This window comes from Mesorhizobium argentiipisi (SeqCode) (assembly GCF_037179585.1).
Taxonomy (GTDB): Bacteria; Pseudomonadota; Alphaproteobacteria; order Rhizobiales; family Rhizobiaceae; genus Mesorhizobium; species Mesorhizobium argentiipisi.
Genome location: NZ_JAPYKO010000040.1, coordinates 1 through 15,809, shown reverse-complemented (window position 1 = coordinate 15,809; position 15,809 = coordinate 1). Strand labels below are relative to the sequence as shown.

General features: G+C 60.9%; 13 protein-coding genes and 3 pseudogenes. 6 read left to right on the top strand and 10 right to left on the bottom strand.

Annotated features, from left to right (window positions below; all coding sequences use genetic code 11):
- The first annotated feature begins 2 nt into the window (after positions 1–2).
- Together O7A05_RS31410 and O7A05_RS31405 are read left to right on the top strand one after the other, a co-directional pair.
- Positions 3–971, top strand: coding sequence for an ABC transporter permease (locus tag O7A05_RS31410; RefSeq protein ID WP_337097174.1), 969 nt, complete (start codon positions 3–5; stop codon positions 969–971).
- A 201-nt stretch (positions 972–1,172) separates the two neighbouring features.
- Positions 1,173–2,135 carry a manganese catalase family protein gene (locus O7A05_RS31405; protein ID WP_140839334.1) on the top strand — a complete coding sequence of 321 codons (963 nt, stop codon included), beginning with the start codon at positions 1,173–1,175 and terminating at the stop codon, positions 2,133–2,135.
- Positions 2,136–2,834: 699 nt separating this feature from the next.
- On the opposite strand, the gene O7A05_RS31400 is transcribed toward O7A05_RS31405, so the two are convergent.
- From O7A05_RS31400 to O7A05_RS31390, 3 genes and pseudogenes are all read right to left on the bottom strand, one after another.
- A complete protein-coding gene (locus tag O7A05_RS31400; RefSeq protein ID WP_337097170.1) occupies positions 2,835–3,332 on the bottom strand; it encodes a response regulator in 498 nt (165 codons plus the stop codon).
- Entirely contained in the window at positions 3,307–5,079 is a 1,773-nt protein-coding gene (locus O7A05_RS31395; RefSeq protein WP_337097169.1) for a PAS domain S-box protein, read from the bottom strand. The genes O7A05_RS31400 and O7A05_RS31395 overlap by 26 nt, the downstream gene beginning before the upstream one ends.
- 157 nt (positions 5,080–5,236) lie before the next feature.
- Positions 5,237–6,007, bottom strand: a pseudogene (locus O7A05_RS31390) (PAS domain-containing protein); the annotation flags it as partial.
- A 427-nt stretch (positions 6,008–6,434) separates the two neighbouring features.
- On the opposite strand from O7A05_RS31390, the gene O7A05_RS31385 reads away from it, so the two are divergent.
- Positions 6,435–6,641: a hypothetical protein gene (locus tag O7A05_RS31385; RefSeq protein ID WP_337097167.1), complete on the top strand. Its 207-nt coding sequence runs from the start codon at positions 6,435–6,437 to the stop codon at positions 6,639–6,641.
- 384 nt (positions 6,642–7,025) lie between these two features.
- Here the strand turns inward: O7A05_RS31385 and O7A05_RS31380 are convergent, their stop codons facing one another.
- From O7A05_RS31380 to O7A05_RS31370, 3 genes and pseudogenes are all read right to left on the bottom strand, one after another.
- Positions 7,026–7,307 carry a hypothetical protein gene (locus O7A05_RS31380; RefSeq protein ID WP_337097165.1) on the bottom strand — a complete coding sequence of 94 codons (282 nt, stop codon included), beginning with the start codon at positions 7,305–7,307 and terminating at the stop codon, positions 7,026–7,028.
- 151 nt (positions 7,308–7,458) lie between these two features.
- On the bottom strand, positions 7,459–7,602 hold the full coding sequence (locus O7A05_RS31375) for a hypothetical protein (RefSeq protein WP_337097163.1): 144 nt from the start codon (positions 7,600–7,602) through the stop codon (positions 7,459–7,461).
- 39 nt (positions 7,603–7,641) lie between these two features.
- Positions 7,642–8,171, bottom strand: a pseudogene (locus tag O7A05_RS31370) (SOS response-associated peptidase family protein).
- Between the two features lie 81 nt (positions 8,172–8,252).
- Here O7A05_RS31370 and O7A05_RS31365 point away from each other — a divergent pair.
- From O7A05_RS31365 to O7A05_RS31355, 3 genes and pseudogenes are all read left to right on the top strand, one after another.
- Positions 8,253–8,557 (top strand): annotated as a pseudogene (locus O7A05_RS31365) (ribbon-helix-helix domain-containing protein).
- Between the two features lie 176 nt (positions 8,558–8,733).
- Entirely contained in the window at positions 8,734–9,207 is a 474-nt protein-coding gene (locus O7A05_RS31360) for a hypothetical protein (protein ID WP_337097161.1), read from the top strand.
- A gap of 85 nt (positions 9,208–9,292) precedes the next feature.
- Positions 9,293–11,371 carry a sigma-54-dependent Fis family transcriptional regulator gene (locus O7A05_RS31355; RefSeq protein WP_337097160.1) on the top strand — a complete coding sequence of 693 codons (2,079 nt, stop codon included), beginning with the start codon at positions 9,293–9,295 and terminating at the stop codon, positions 11,369–11,371.
- Positions 11,372–11,457: 86 nt separating this feature from the next.
- On the opposite strand, the gene O7A05_RS31350 is transcribed toward O7A05_RS31355, so the two are convergent.
- The 4 genes from O7A05_RS31350 to groEL all read right to left on the bottom strand — a co-directional run bounded on the left by O7A05_RS31350 (position 11,458) and on the right by groEL (position 15,565).
- On the bottom strand, positions 11,458–11,955 hold the full coding sequence (locus O7A05_RS31350) for a DUF1097 domain-containing protein (protein WP_337097159.1): 498 nt from the start codon (positions 11,953–11,955) through the stop codon (positions 11,458–11,460).
- Between the two features lie 135 nt (positions 11,956–12,090).
- Positions 12,091–12,780: an aquaporin gene (locus O7A05_RS31345; RefSeq protein WP_337097158.1), complete on the bottom strand. Its 690-nt coding sequence runs from the start codon at positions 12,778–12,780 to the stop codon at positions 12,091–12,093.
- Between the two features lie 72 nt (positions 12,781–12,852).
- Positions 12,853–13,896: an NAD(P)-dependent alcohol dehydrogenase gene (locus O7A05_RS31340; RefSeq protein ID WP_337097157.1), complete on the bottom strand. Its 1,044-nt coding sequence runs from the start codon at positions 13,894–13,896 to the stop codon at positions 12,853–12,855.
- 37 nt (positions 13,897–13,933) lie between these two features.
- A complete protein-coding gene (gene groEL / locus O7A05_RS31335; protein ID WP_337097155.1) occupies positions 13,934–15,565 on the bottom strand; it encodes a molecular chaperone GroEL in 1,632 nt (543 codons plus the stop codon).
- Between the last annotated feature and the right edge of the window lie 244 nt (positions 15,566–15,809).

Here is a 15,809-nt window from a genome sequence, read left to right as displayed (position 1 = left end):
CTATGAATCGTGCCCGCCTCGTCCGCATCATTGGCACCTATGGTGTATTGATCGCCCTGGCTGCGCTCATTCTATTCGGTTTCCTGCGTTATGATCGGTTCCTCAGCTTCTACAACGTGATGACTCTCCTACGTTACAATTCCATGTTCGCGCTGGTGGCGCTTGGTATGTGCTTCGTCATCATGACAGGGGGAATCGATCTTTCCGTGGGCTCCGTCGCTGCCTTGGGCAGCGTGGCTTCGGCGTTGGCAAGTCCTTATGGAATCGTTCCTGGTCTCGCGGCCGGTATAGGCGCTGGGCTGGCCGCCGGTCTCATCAATGCGACCCTTGTCACACGCGCCAATCTGATGCCGTTCATAGCCACTCTCGCCACGATGCAGGCCGCCAGTGGCTCGGCCCTCCTGCTTGCAGGTAACCAGACCGTCTCGGTCTCCTATGAATCGGGCTTCACTGCCATCGGCCAAGGCAATTTCTGGACGTTTCCGATCCCGGCGGCTATCGCCGTCGTGGCATATCTCATTGGTTCCCTTGTCTTGAATTACACCGGCACAGGACGGGCGGTGCTGGCAATTGGCGGCGGCGAGGATGCTTCGCGTCTCATGGGCCTGCGGACCGATCGCGTAAAGTTTTTGGTCTATGTCGCGAGCGGGGGATTGGCAGGGCTCGCCGGTGTCATCCTTGCGTCGCAGTTTGGGGCGGGACAGCCCATTGAAGGAGTGGGTTGGGAACTGTTTTCCATCGCAGCCGTCGTGGTCGGCGGGACGCTGCTCACTGGCGGCTCGGGTTCGGTTGTGACCACGCTCGCCGGCGTGCTCCTGCTCGGCATCCTTTTCAATGTTCTGAATTTCGAGAACGGGATGGGATGGATCTCGCTTTCAGCCTACTGGCAATCAGTGATCCGAGGACTGTTCCTCCTGGTGGTAGTCCTCCTTCAGGCCCGACTGACACGTCGGCGTCTCGACGCGCTCTGAACGTCTCGGTCCCTCCCGCTCAAGTATTGCATAGGTTAGCTTGCAGCAATTTTTCTTGGCAAAGACGGGTCCGCGTGAGCACGCGACGTCAACGCGGCTCGGCGGATTCAGAAAACGCACGTTTTAAGTCATTCTGTCTTATACGCAGGAACATTCCAGGTGTTGGGAGGTTACGGAACGCCAACCCTTGGAGGAAGCCTCATGTTCATGCACAATAAACGACTGCAATACACCGTTCGTGTTTCCGAGCCCAATCCGAGGCTGGCGTGCATGATCATGGAGCAGTTCGGCGGCGCCGATGGCGAGCTTGCCGCCGCAATGCGCTATTTCACCCAAGGGCTGGGCGAAGACGATGTCGGCCGCAAGGACATGTTGCTCGACATAGCGACCGAGGAACTCAGCCATCTCGAGGTCGTCGGCTCGATCGTCACCATGCTCAACAAAGGCCTGAAGGCGCAGCTGGCCGAAGGGCAGATGAAAGAAGCCGAACTGTACTTGATGGTCGGCGCAAGCGGCACGACGGCCAAAGAGTCCATCTTGTTTGGCGGCGCACCTGCGTTGTGCGACTCGGCCGGAGTCCCGTGGACTGCCGCCTATGTCGATTCCCGCGGCGAGCCTACCGTCGATCTGCGGTCTAACATTGCCGCCGAGGCGCGTGCAAAGATCGTTTATGAGCGACTGATCAACATCACCGAAGATCCCGGCGTCAAAGACGCCCTCGGATTCCTCATGACGCGCGAAATCGCGCATCAAAAATCTTTCGAGAAAGCGCTCTACGCGATCGAGAACAACTTTCCGACGGGCAAGCTCCCCGGCATTGAGAAATATGCGAGCATGTACGTCAACACGTCGCAGGGTGAAGGGGACACGAATGGGCCATGGAATTCGGGAGACGAATGGGACCGCGTGGACGATCTTGAGGAAGTCATGCCGGCGGACGATGGCGATGGGACAGCAACAGTCAAGCTGGCGGCCAAAGACATGAAAGTGGTAGCAAAAATGGGAGAGCGGACGCTTTCGGATCCCTCCTCCGATCCGACCACAGGCGCGGATATAGGCGCCGGGCCGGGGGCCGGACGAACCAAGAATGGCGACATGGGCGGCGCGGCCAATATCAACGAGGCGCCTGTGCGGGCCGAAGCCGCCGCTCGCAAGAAAAAATAAGATTCGGGCTGATTGAGCCTGCCGAGTTGACGAGGCTCGGTTTCGTCTACCCGTCACCGTCCTGACGGGTAGACGAGCCTGCAAGAGCGGAGAGACGGAATCGTCTCCCCCACCTCTCTGCACTTTTCGCTTGATGTTTCGAGCACCTTGGGTGCGAGACGTTAGTCAGCGTTGGTCGCCAGACGTTGTCGTTCCGTTTCGGTTGCGCAGGGTTCGCGAACTCTTCAGAACAGCTCGATTGCGAACCGTGTGATCATCGGCCAACAGATTGCGGCCACGCATCCAAAGGCCCCGATCATGCGGCCGGCGAATTCGGCGCGCGACGGCTCGATTCCTCAGCAGCGGCTCGTACATCAACCTTTTGTTCGCATCGAGAATCATCCAGAGCGGAGGCAATCCCGCAGCGTTCGCCGGCCCTTTGATATCCTGCGCCCATCAGATCGAGCGCGTGGGCGCTGTCACGCATATCGAGGAAGCAGGGTCACGATAGATCCGGACGGCCTTGCAGATCACAATGTTCTTCTGAAGATGGGGCGCGACAGCCCATAAACGTTAAACGACGTGATCGATGTACGAGCACGGCTGCCGCGATCGAGACGAACCTGCCGCAAGGCTAAGAGAGCAGAGCACCCTGGCACCCAAAATCAAGCACTGATGTGGCGCGCTGGGCGGGTCCAATTGCTTAAATGGCCTTCGCGTTCAGCTCTCCTTGTCGAGCTCCTGAAAGGCATCTCGAATGGCTGCGACTAGCGTCGCTATAGAATAGGGTTTCTGCACCCAGCCCAGCGGTCTGGCCGCCTCGGCTCGAAGCTTCAAGTCGCGATCACCGTGCGCCGTCGTAAAGATGCATCGTATCCCATGATCGCGGTACAACTCCACGGCCGCGTCGATGCCGTCCCGCTCGCCCAACAAGCGGATATCCATCAGGGCAAGCACCGGCTTGGTCGAGAGCGCCATACTTATCGCCTCATCGGCACTGGTCGCGAGGCCCGCTAGCGAGAAGCCTTCGGCCAGCAGTCCGGCCTCTATATCTAGCGCGATCAGGTAGTCGTCTTCGACGATCAAGATCAACTGGTTCCGGGTGATTTCGCCTTGTTCTCCGCTCACATCATCTCGGGAGAAGACGACCTGCGGCTTGAAGGACCCATTGATCTCCCCCGCATGGCTCAACTCAGGTATCGCTGCTTTTGGTCGCAAGGCCAATCTCCTGGGGCATCTGGCAAAAGGTCACGGTGCATCTGGACGGGTGCCGGCCGACTTCGAAAGTCCCGCCGATCTGTCGCACCAAGCCTTCGACGAGTCGCAGGCCTGACGAAGACGAGCGCACAGAATCCAGTTCGAAGCCCGGGCCCTCATCCTCGACCGCCAGGCTAATAGTTCGGCCATTCTGTCTGATGGAAACGCGAATGGTTCCATGCCCATTTCCAGGCAAGCCATACTTTACGGCGTTGATCAAAAGCTCGTTGATAGTGAGCGCCAGCGGCATCGCGATGTCGTTTGGCAGTTGGATGGGATCTGCCTCGCAGACCAATTGAACGGCTGGGGGGAACATCTGTCTAGCGGTCTCGCAAACAGCTCCCAAGAAAGGTTCGGCACCGAAGTTGATGGCGTCGGGCGTGTCATAGAGGACCCGCTGAGCGGCAGCCATGGCGGCCACCCGCTTGCTGGCCTCATCCAGAACGGTCCGGGCCTCCGAACTCTTGCTGGTCCTCGCCGCCACGGAAAGCAGGGACTTCAGCATCATCATGTTGTTCTTCACGCGATGATTGAGCTCGTCGAGCAATATCCGCTGCTGGCTTTCGGCCTGCTTACGCTCGCTCACATCGACCAGCATGTTTATGGCCCCGGTGATGTTTCCAGCAGCATCGCGCATCGGTGTGGGATAAGGGATGAAAGGCACCCGCCTACCATCCGGCCGCTCGGCCACCGCTTCATATCCCCGGATGGGCCGCCCTTCGCGCAGTGAGATGGCCATCGGACATTGATCGTGGGGAAGCGGCGTCCCGTCCGGCCAGTAGAGCTTCCATGTCACGCACCATTCGTCGGTGCCAATCACGGGCGTTCGGCCGGCGAGTTGCACCGCAGCTTCATTGAAGTAGGTGATCTTGCCGTCGCGATCGGTGGTATAGATCGCGGCAGGAATGGCAGCGAGCAGGTCTTGAAGGTGGCGCTCGCTGTCTTGTATCTTCGCTTCCGCTACCTTTTTGTCCGTTATGTCTCGGGCGATTTTGGAAGCTCCGACGATACGGCCTGACGCATCCCGCACCGGCGATATTGTGAGAGAGATATCCACCAGCGTTCCGTCTTTGCGGCGGCGAACCGTCTCGAAATGATCCACGAGTTCGCCGTTGCGGATGCGACCTAATATCAGCGGTTCCTCACCGAGCCGATCCTCGGGAATGATGGTGGTGATGGGCTTGCCTACCATCTCCGCGGCCGTATAGCCGAATAAGCGCTCGGCGCCGCGATTCCAGGTCGAGACGATGCCTCTGAGATCTTTGCTCACGATGGCGTCATGGGACGACTCCACGATTGCTGCCAGTCGCTGGGCCGCATTCTGCGCCTTGACACGCTCAATGCCGAACCCGAGCTGACGCGCGATCGTCCGGGCGACTTCAATCTGCTCCGCCGAGCAATCGTGCGGCTCGTCGAAATAGGCCATGAACTTGCCCAGCAGACGCCCGCCTTCGATTATCGGAATAAAACAGACCGCGCCGATGCCTTCTGTTCGGATTGCGTGTCTCAAGCTGTCGGGGAGTTCGGCCTGTTCCACATCGCGCATGCAAATTGGCTGCGGATCGTGGTCTGCTGCCGACCAGGGCGAATGGCCTTCCACGGCGCTTCGATATGCGTCCGACAAGCCCCGCCACGCGACAAACTTCATGATTCCGCCTTCCAAAAGCAGAATAGAAGCGCGCTGACATCTTAGCCCGCGCTGGATCATCGAGCGCAGCCTCGTAGACGTCTTCGCGGGTATAGGCGTGCTGCAGCATTTCCGTCAGTTGATGCAGCGCAGCCTGCTCCTCGGCCCTTTGGGCGAGCGTCGCCTCAATCTCCTTCCGCTCGGTGATATCGTGCTGCACCCGTACCGCGTAGTGAAACCGCCCGCTGCCGTCGTAGACGCTGGAAGACGTCACGACAGCCCAGAAAAGCGACCCGTCCTTGCGCACGAACCGCTTCTCGATCGTGTAGCTGTTGATCTCGCCGGCGACCTGTTGGCGATATTTCGTGCGATCCGCCTCGACGTCGGAAGGAAAGGTCTGATCGAAAATAGATCGGCCAACAAGGTCCTCCTGCGTACAGGCCAATAGACGGCACAAATGTCCGTTCACCCGCAGCAGCCGGCCTTCGGCGTCAGCTTCCACGATTCCCACACCAGCGCTGTGATAGGTCAGGGCAAGCCTCTGCTCCTGTTCGCGCAACAACTCTTCCGCTTCGACCTTTTCAGTCACGTCGATGGTGATGCAGCGGGTGTTGAGAAACCGACCCTCAACTGAACGCACGTTGGATGTTATCTCCACCCAACGCATAGAGCCGTCTTTGGCGCGCAACCTCGCGCGATAGTGTTGAAGCTGCTCATGCCGAGAAAGGCGGTTCAAAATGTCGTCGATTGCGGCGGCATCCGCGTGAAATTCGCGGATATTGCGGCCGACGTATTCGTCCGCGGCATAGCCGAGCAAGTCCAGTTCGGCTCGATTGGCGCGCAAAATGGTGCCGTCATTGGCCACCAGGTGGAGAGCCACGGCTGCATTCTCGAAGAAATCTTCGAGCTCGCTGCCGGAGTGGAGGGTCGCGATGGTTACTTCGCGGGCCTCGCCACCAGACAGGGTTCGCGGGCCAGAAATGCTGGAGGGCAAAGCTCGTTGTTCCATGAAAGTCCCCTAAACGCAGCTTAACACCCGATTTCGCAAGAGGTTCCAACTGGCTGCACAATTCACCCAGCCAGTAACGGCAAGTGTGGATGCTTGAAGGCGTTCGCCGGCGCTGGCCAGCAAATCCGGCGACTCGATGATGCCGCTATTTTCGAGCCGTTCGCCGCAGGCTTGCACGGCACCACGCTTACCCAGACCTACGCAGAAAGCAGCCAGTCATGGTCAGAGTTCCCGGCTTGGCTTCTGCTGCGAGACCGCCATCTCCGAGCAAAGACATGCATAATGGATGCTGCGGAGCGGTTATATCGTTCTGGACTAATACAATCCGTTACATATTTAACGATCGGACAGCTGTCGGAGGAGACCGCCTAGGCACGCGACTGCTGCCCAAAGGCATGATCCGCTGATTTCGGGATGGAGGAAGGCCGTGGAAAATCACGCCAGCTCGGCGCCCAATGTAGCTGACTTCGTCATTCACAAGGTTCTGGACACGTTCGAATACTCCGACCGCGGCACGGTGGTCACGATGGTCGATCCGCAGGGAGCACGCATCCGTCTCCACGTCACCATCGTCACCGGCGAGTTGCTTTGCGAACACATTGCCGAAGCGCTGGAGCAGCGATACGGGAAATAGAACGTCTACTTCAGCAGCGTCACCGTCCTGTCGACGGCGCTGGGGAACTCCGTAGTCCATCGCTGGTGGTGCCGCATTCAACCATAATCGAATTTCGGCTTCGGCTCGATACCCTCGAATTCGACGCCTACGCTCTCATTCTTTCGACCGCGCGATCCCGTAACGGCAAGATTTAGCCGAAAGGGCCCTGGAATCTGAACGTCTGCTGCCACCCTCAGTTCGGCTCCCTTGGAGTGCTGATTGCGTAGTGAGCAGCTGATTTCCGCGTTTGGAAACCGGTGATGATCGTTCCGCCCTTCAGCACGCGCAGGCGATGCTCTCGACGGGGACCATCTGGAAGTGGGGTTATCGTGAACGGCCTCCAGCGCTCCGTCGAGTCAGAAATCATGGCTCAAGCAGGGCGAGACCATATAGTGCCCACAACTGCTCACATTCCCTTACCCTGAGGCTCGGTGTTCCTGCTTCTCCGTAAAACACCATCGCTCCGCGAACCCCGTATCCAAGCACGGATGCATTCGCAACGAACTGGATAGCTTGGCCCAGGCGCATGGTGCCGATTTTGGCATCAATCTTATTGGCGAGATCGACGACCCCTCGGATCTCAGCATCAGTGTTCCTGGCTTCGAGAACAGCATCCGTAGTCGCAGTGGTGACGCTAAAAGGCATCGTATTAGCCTCCGCTAATTAACACCGGACTATCGCGACTTGTTCCCTATAACACCAAGGCCCGGGCACATAGCACAGGGCTAAGTTCCGCGCGGTGTGGACCCGGTCGGTGATTGCGATCTGGGAAGATGGCAAGCAGGAAGAGTGGCGACTACACTGCTTCGCCGATCCCGATGCCCCAGCGACGTTCCTTGACCACTTCGGCGGCATAGCGTTCGTCCGAAGCGGAACCGGGAGAACGGGGCGCGCGCGGCGTCTGGCGGCGCCCAAGCGCCTGCAAACGAATTCTGGACATTGGGCCGCTCAGTGTGCCGGAGCGACTTCGCAACTGAACTCAGGCGCGCTCTGGTCTTACCGTTTCGACCGACAGCGATGGCCGCAGTAGCTCGCTCTCCGGTTTCGACAAACCAAGCCACGCGGACCAGTGTTCGGGTAGAAGAACAACCACCTGCCGATTGTGATACGGCGCGACATCCGCCCAGGATCAGTCGTAAGCATCGTGAAGGTGGGCGGCTTGTTGCCGGCCGCCTCACGCCAAAGCCCGGCAATGGCCAGGAACGGAGCACCGTTCAATGTGAAGCGGTGTTTGGCTTTCGGATATTTCGTGCCGGAGAATTCGAAGAACGTCGAGGCCGGCACGAGGCAGCGTTTGCTGTCGGCGAAACGGCGGCCTTCGGAGCGGAGTTGAACCGGCCCTCCCTTCGGTCCCGACGGAGGAAAGCCGAACGTCATTGAGGCGAGTTCGATTGCATCTCCCCCTACCCGCATAATCGGCGCCGGATCGTTGATGCGAATGTCGTCAGCTTGGGGAAGGTCGAGTTCGGTTTGATGCGTCGGGATCTTCAACGCCAGCGAAGCCATCATCCGGCAGTATTCTGCCCAAGCGACGTGCTGCTGGTATCCGGAAGGTCGCGCCCAAAGCAAAATCAAACGGGAGGTCTTCGCATGTGTAAGGTCTTTGCCGGGCAGGATCCGGAAGGGTATCGTTAATCAATCGCTCAGTTCGAATAGGCGGCCACTCGACGAGCATCCAGCTCGAAGCCGCTTTTTGGACGCTATTGGACGAGATCGCCCATGGACAAAGCATGACGGCGCCGAAATTCCTCTCGACGCTTTACGATGAAGCGATCGAGATTAACGGCCATATCCCGAACGTTGCCTCAATGCTGCGCACCACGTGCGCTCTCTACCTGCGCGATAGGGACTCTTTCAACAGCGAACCCTCGGAATCGAAGAACAAGGCGGCCTGACGCGGACACTACTCAAACATACGAATACCAGCCCCCGCGTAGCAGCCACCTGCTACCAACGACACCCATTTCGACGATATCTAATATGAATGGCGGACCCGACTGTGGCAGTGTAAGGTCCGCTGCAAGAACAAAAAATTGCCGCACCGGCACTGCCGACGAATCTGGGAGGATTCATGGTTGAGATAATCTCCAAGCGCGACGGTCCGCGGCGCGAGGATGTCCAGGTCAAGCGGCTGATCGAGCAGAACCGCTCGACCATCGTTCGCCTCGCCGACCAGATCAGCGGCGGCGGTTATTCGGCTTCCAGGCAGCCTCGCCAGGAGCCCAAGGCGGAAGGGCTGATCATCCATGTTGGCGGCAGTGCCGCGACTGTGACTGATGCCAAGCCGTCCATCCAGGTGACTATGAATGGCCGTGTGATCTCGAAGGATCAGAACACGGGCCGCCAGCTTCACCATATCGGCGACGTCCGCAACCGGAATGGAGACCAGATCTTCGTGCTGGCAACGAAGCAGAATGGCTTTTTCTCACCGGTCGACGAAACCATCGCCGAGGCGCTTACCGGGTTGGATGGATCGCGGCTGACCGCGACTTACACCGAAGAGCAGCTTGCGGCCGATATCGGGGCGAAACTGGGAATCGACTAAGGACTGATATCCGGGCGTGGCTGTGCATGTCCTGTCCGCGACAGCATACAGAAATGGCATACCTCAAAGGTACTGTGATGACTGAATGAAACACGCGAGCGGCCCCAATCCGATGAAAACCGATGCTCTTCCGGCGCGTGCGTCGATGGCCACCGGACAGCTGGTTGTGGATAAGATCGACTATGATGAGCGGGCCACCATGCGCGCGTGGGAGAGTTTTCTTTCCGACGCGCCGACATGCGCCCGCGATCCGGTCCACGTTCGCTCCCTGATCCACGATTCCTGGTATCGCAGCGCCACCGGCGGCATCAATGCGCAGGGCATCGAAGCGCCGCTAAGCAGCGACCGTGACGAGATCGAATACCTGACCCGGGCCAACGCCGAACTGCTTTCGGCGGCGCGGCGATCGTTCGCTTCCCTAGGCCTGTTGCTGGAGGGAACGGGAGCGATGCTGGTGCTCGCCGACAGTGACGGCGTGCTGATCGATGCCATCGGCGACAAGAAGACGTTGCATGACGGCATGGACATTCATCTAGGCATTGGCGGCAAATGGAACGAGGACGCCGTCGGCACCAATGGCATCGGCACCGCGCTGTGGACGGGCGAACCGATTTTCGTCCACGCGGCCGAGCATTTCTGCGCCGGCATCAAATCCTGGACCTGCGCCGGCGCGCCGATCCGCGACCCGCTCGACGGCAAGATCATCGGGGTGGTCGATCTGTCGGGTTATTCGCCGATCTTCCGGCCGCACAACACGGCGCTCGTCGCCGCCACCGCCAGGCAGATCGAAAAGGCGCTCGCCGAGCAGCAGCAGGAGCAGCGCACGCGCCTGCTCGAAGCCTTCATCTCTTCGGCGCCCAGCTACCGCCGGAAAGACGGGTTGGTGATCGTCGATCATCGCGGCCGGGCGATCTTCTGCAACAACGTGCCCAATGGCGACACGACGGAGATGATGGACGGTCCGCTGGAACCGGGTCGCGGCCGCTGGCTCATGAACCTGCCGGCCTCCGGCTCGGAGAGCGATCTCGCCAAGGCGCTGCCGGTGCATCTGCGATCCTGCCATGTCACCCCGCTGAAGCTCGATGGCGACCTTCGTGGCGCGGCCCTGGTGTTTCCCTCGGTACCTGCCGTCTCCAACGTGACGGTAATCCGTCGGGAGGGGGACAAACATCTGCGGACAGCCGCGGCGATGATTGTCGGCGAAAGCGAAAAATTGCTGGCCGCCGTCGATGTCGCCTCCCGGGTAGCCGGGTCGAACGGTATCACCTCATTGCTGATAGAAGGCGAAACGGGCGTCGGAAAAGAGCTGTTCGCACGGCTTGTCCATGCCGGCAGCCGGCGTACCGAAAACGACCCGTTCATCGCCATGAACTGTGGCGCGATCACCAAGGAATTGTTCGGCAGCGAATTGTTCGGCCATGTCGCCGGCGCCTTCACCGGGGCCTCACGCGACGGCAAGTTGGGCGTCTTCGAACTTGCCAATGGCGGCGTGCTCAGCCTTGACGAAATCGGCGAGTTGCCGCTCGAGATTCAGCCCTTCCTGCTGCGCGTCCTAGAAGAGCGCGTGGTCCACCGCATCGGCGACTCGAGGGGTCGGCCGGTGGACGTGCGGCTGGTCGCCTCGACCAATCGCGATCTCAAGCAGGAGGTCGCCGCCGGCCGCTTCCGCAGCGATCTCTACTACCGCATCGGCGCGGTCTCGATTCATGTCCCGGCTTTGCGCGAGCGCGGCGAGGATGTGATCCTGCTGATCGAGCACTTCAACCGCCAGATCGCGGCGCAAACGAGCAATGAACCGTTGGAGTTTTCAAACGAAGCGCTTGACGCGCTGCTGGCCTATCGCTGGCCGGGCAATGTGCGCGAACTGAAAAACCTGGTCGAGCGTCTGCATGTGCTGGCGCGCGGCTGCACCATCGAACTCCAGGATCTTCCCGGGGAAATCAGTGCGGGCAACCGCAATGATACGGCCGTGCAGGGCGGCCATCCCACGGCCATGCTCGAGGCACCGGTGTGCTCGTTCGAGGATGCCGAACGCCAGGCGATCAAGAATGCGCTTGCCGCCGAGGGCGGCAATCTCAGCAAGGTCGCCCTCAGGCTCGGTGTTTCGCGGCCTACGCTCTACCGCAAGCTCGGCCAATACGGCATCCGGCGCGGTTTCCTCTAACTTATATCCGTCCATTGCACAAAAATCCCGCGGCATTCGCGCCGCGGGATTGGGGAAGGTCGCCTCAGGCGGCGGTCGCCGAGAGATCAGCTCCTTACGACCGCTCCGGTCACTCTCTCCGAGACGTAGCCGAGGATGTTGCCGATGATCAGCGAGATCACCACGGCGGCCGCGACCTTGACGATGCCGCTGGCGCCTTCGCCATAAGCAGCGGCACCAAGCAGAAAGAGCGCGGCGGTCGTGGCATAGCCGTAGACCGCCGACGGAATGGCGCTCAGCAACGGCAGCCTGGCAGCGAGAATCAGCACGACGATTGAGATGCCGACGCAAATACCGGCCATGATCGCCGTAACCCCGATGGACGTCAGCGCAATCAAGGCGCCGGCCGCGCAGATCGCGCCCCAGAGGTTTGCCACCGCCGAATTCCTGAACCCTGCTTCCTTGCCGCTGCAGTGATAAAAACTCCCCCAGCCGACAAACACCGCCCAGATCAGCAGATAGGGACTGCCGATCGTGATCGACGCCCATGTCGCAATGCCGCCCATGATGCCGATGACGACAGCCAGCCCGGTAATAAGATCCATATTGTCCTCCCGTTTTCCAAACCTCGAAGCCAAGAACTCGTTTCAGGATCGCGCTTCGCTGACGTCCTGACACCCAAAACACGGTGGCGGCAGCCACGCGGGTTCGAGAACAGAGCTTGCCGGTCCGGCAAGCGATCAGGCCGGCTGCACTGCTGCTTCGCCCGCACCGATCACGCCCGCGCGCAACGCCAGCCCCGCGGCAGCGGCACCGAGGCAGGGTGCGACGATGTAGAGCCAGAGCTGCGACAGCGCCGCTCCGCCGGCGAACAGTGCCGGGCCGAGCGAGCGGGCCGGATTGACCGACGAGCCGGAAACCGCGATGCCAGCAAGATGGATCATGACCAGCGTCAGCCCGATCGCCAGGCCAGCCAGAGGACCGGCGCCGCCTTCGGCGGTGGCACGCAGGATGATCAGCAGGAACAGGAACGTGGCGACCGCCTCGAACAGGAACGCCGAGGTCGCCGAATAGGCCGACCAGCCATTCTGGGCGAAACCATTGGCCGCGATGTCAAAGCCGCCCGCCTTGCCTTGCGCGATCACGTAGAGCACCGCCGAGGCGACGATCGCACTTGCGCATTGTGCGACGATATAGCCGATGAGATCGTTCGATTTCATTCGTCCGGCGACGAAGAAGCCGAGGCTTACGGCCGGATTGAGATGAGCCCCCGAAACCGGTCCGATCGAATAGGCCATCGCCACCACGGAAAGACCGAATGCCATGGCCACGCCCAGCAGGCCGACCTCGGAGCGCATGAAAAGAACCGTGGCGCAGCCAAAGAATACCAGCGCGAAGGTGCCGACGAATTCACAGACGTATTTGTTCATTTTTTCCTCCGGATTTGTGACGATGAGGACCGGAGCCGCACCCGTTCCCGCGCGGCGTCCGGTCCGGATGCTTCAGGGAACGATGACCCCGCGGCCGGTGAACCGCCGGTTCTTGAAATCGTCGAGCGCGGTGTTGATGCTGGCGAGATTGTACTCGGTGTAGTGCATCTTCACCTTGCCGTCGGCGTTCAGCTCCATCAGCTCCACCAGCTCGGTGAAATTGCCGACCAGGCTGCCGCCGATGTTGATTTCCTCAATGACGAGATGGGCAGTCGGCACGTTGACGGCGCCGCCATAGCCGACGACGAACAGTTGCCCGCCCTTGCGCACCATCTTCCAGCAGATGTTCTCGACGCCGAGTTCGCCGACGAAGTCGATCACCACATGGGCGCCGCCGCCGGTGATCTGCTGGACCTCCTCGACGACATTGGGCCCGCCATCGAGCACGAAGTCGGCGCCGAGATCCTTGGCCAGCACCTGCGCCGCCGGCTCGCGATCGACGGCGATGATGCGGCAGCCCGAGATCGCGTGCAGCGATTGCAACGCGATGTGGCCGAGCCCGCCGATGCCGAGCAGCACGCAGTAGCTCCCCGGTCGCAGCAGTTTGGCGGCGCGCTTGGCGGCGCGGTAGGCGGTGATGCCGGCATCGGCCAGCGGCGCCACCTCGATCGGCGTGACGTTGGCGTTCAGCTTGATCAGCGAGCGTTCGCTGGTGATGAAATATTCGGCGAAGCCGCCATTCATGCCGAGGCCGGGGAACTGGCCATTGTCGCAGTACATGTCTTCGCCGTGGCGACAGTTGAGGCAGATGCCACATGAGCGAAACGGATGGCAGATCACAGCATCGCCGCGCTTGACTGATCTGACGCCGCTGCCGACCTCCTCGACCCAGCCGGCATTCTCATGGCCCATGATGTAGGGCAAAAGCGTGCCCTTGGGATCCATCGTCGGCTTCCACACGCCTTCGATGATGTGCAGGTCGGTGCGGCAGAGACCGGCGGCACCCACCCGCACGATCACCTCGTCCGGGGCCGTGATCGTCGGTGCCTTGACCTCCTCGATCTTGAGCTGAACATTCATCTTCGGGTCGTATTCGTACAGTCTGGCAGCTTTCATCGTCGTGTCCTTTCAACGTCGAAATTGTTGCATTGCGTCAGGCGCGGCCGAGCTTTTCGGAACCGCCGCCACGTGCCGGTCCGGCCGTCGGATCCTCATCCTCGGCGAGATCGCCGATCAGCGTTTCGGTGGTCAGGATCAGCGTCGCCACGGAAGCCGCGTTGGCGAGCGCCGTGTAGGTGACGCGGACGGGATCGATGATCCCGGCCTCGAACATGTTCTGGTAGCTGCCGGCCGAGGCGTTGTAGCCGTAGCCGCCATTGATGCGCGTCACCTCGGCGACGACCGCTTCGGGATCGGCGCCGGCATTGGCGGCGATGCGCCAGAGCGGCCGCGACAGGACCGACCGCACCAGGCGCACACCCTCGGCGACATCGCCGTCGTTGCCGGTCGCCACCTTGTCGAGCAGCGGTGCAATCTGGGCGAGCGCCGAGCCGCCGCCGGCGACCACGCCCTCTTCGGATGCGGCGCGCACCGCATTCAGCGAATCCTCGATGAGCTGAATGGTCCGCTTCTGCTCGACCGGCGTGACGCCGCCGGCATAAAGGATCGCGGTGCCGCCGGAGAGCTTCGCCAGGCGTTCGCGCAGCTTGTCCTGGTCGATGTTCGGCGGCGAGGCTTCGTATTGCCGCTGCACCTGAGCGCGGCGCGACGCGATTGCCGCATGGTCGCCGCCGCCGCGAATGATCGACGTATAGGACGAACTGGTTTTCACCCGGTCGGCGGTGCCGAGATCCTCGGCGGTGACGTCTTCCAACCGGCCACCGAGATCGCGCGCAATCACCTTGCCGCCGGTGATGATGGCCAGATCCTCCATCATCGCCTTGCGCCAATGGCCGTATTCCGGCGGATGGACGACGAGGTATTTTCCCGGCCCTTGCTTGCCGAGCAGCGTCACCACCACTTCCGGCGACATTTCCTCCGACACAATCAGCAGCGGCCGCCCGGCCTGGTCGGCGATCCGGCGCGCCGTGTCGAGCGCTTCGGGCTCCTTGATCTTGAGGTCGGTCATCAGGATGTAGGGGCGCTCCAGAATGGCCTCCATCTTCTCCTGGTCGGTGACCATGTGATGCGAGAGATAACCGCGTTCGAAGGACATGCCCTCGACTACTTCGAGCGTCGTCTCTGTCGTCACGCTGAAGTCGGTGGTGATGACGCCCTCGGCGCCGACTCGCTGATGCGCTTCCGCCACGAGCCCGCCAAGCTTGGTGTTGGTCGCGGCGATGTTGGCGACGGCAGCCAGGATGCCGTTGGCTTTGGCAGGTTTTGCCGACGCTTTGAGCGCCGCCACCACCGCCGCCACCGCAAGGTCGATGCCTTTGCACAGATCGACCGACTTGGCGCCACGCTCATTGGCTTCAATGCCGGCCTGGATGAGCGCGTTGGCGAGCACGATGGCGGTCGTGGTGCCGTCGCCGGCGACCTCGTTGGTCTGCATCGACACTTCGCGGACCACTTGCGCGCCCATGTTCTCGAAACGGTCGTGCAGTTCGATCTCGGAGGCGATGCTGACGCCGTCTCGGGTCACCATTGGTGTCCCGATCGGCCGGTCGATCATGGCGTTCATGCCTTTGGGGCCAAGCGTCGGCTCGACGGCGGCGGCCAATCGAAAGACGCCACGGGCCAGAGCACGACGGGCGTCGGAATTGTGAAGCATTATTTTGGGCATGATTCCTCCTTCCGCCTTACGGGCGGGTTGTTGGTTGGGGGCCTCGTGCGAGGGAGGCCGTTGCTGTAAGTTTTGCTTCAGGCGGTCGGCGCGACTCGATCGGGCACGCGATCCAGAATGAAATCGACCAGCGTCGGTTCGCCGTCGACAACATCCAGTTCCTTGTATCTTGTCTGTTTGAGCCCCCGGCAAAGCGCGCCGTTGAACTCCATGTTGATGCGCACTGAGCGCAATCCGCCGAGAT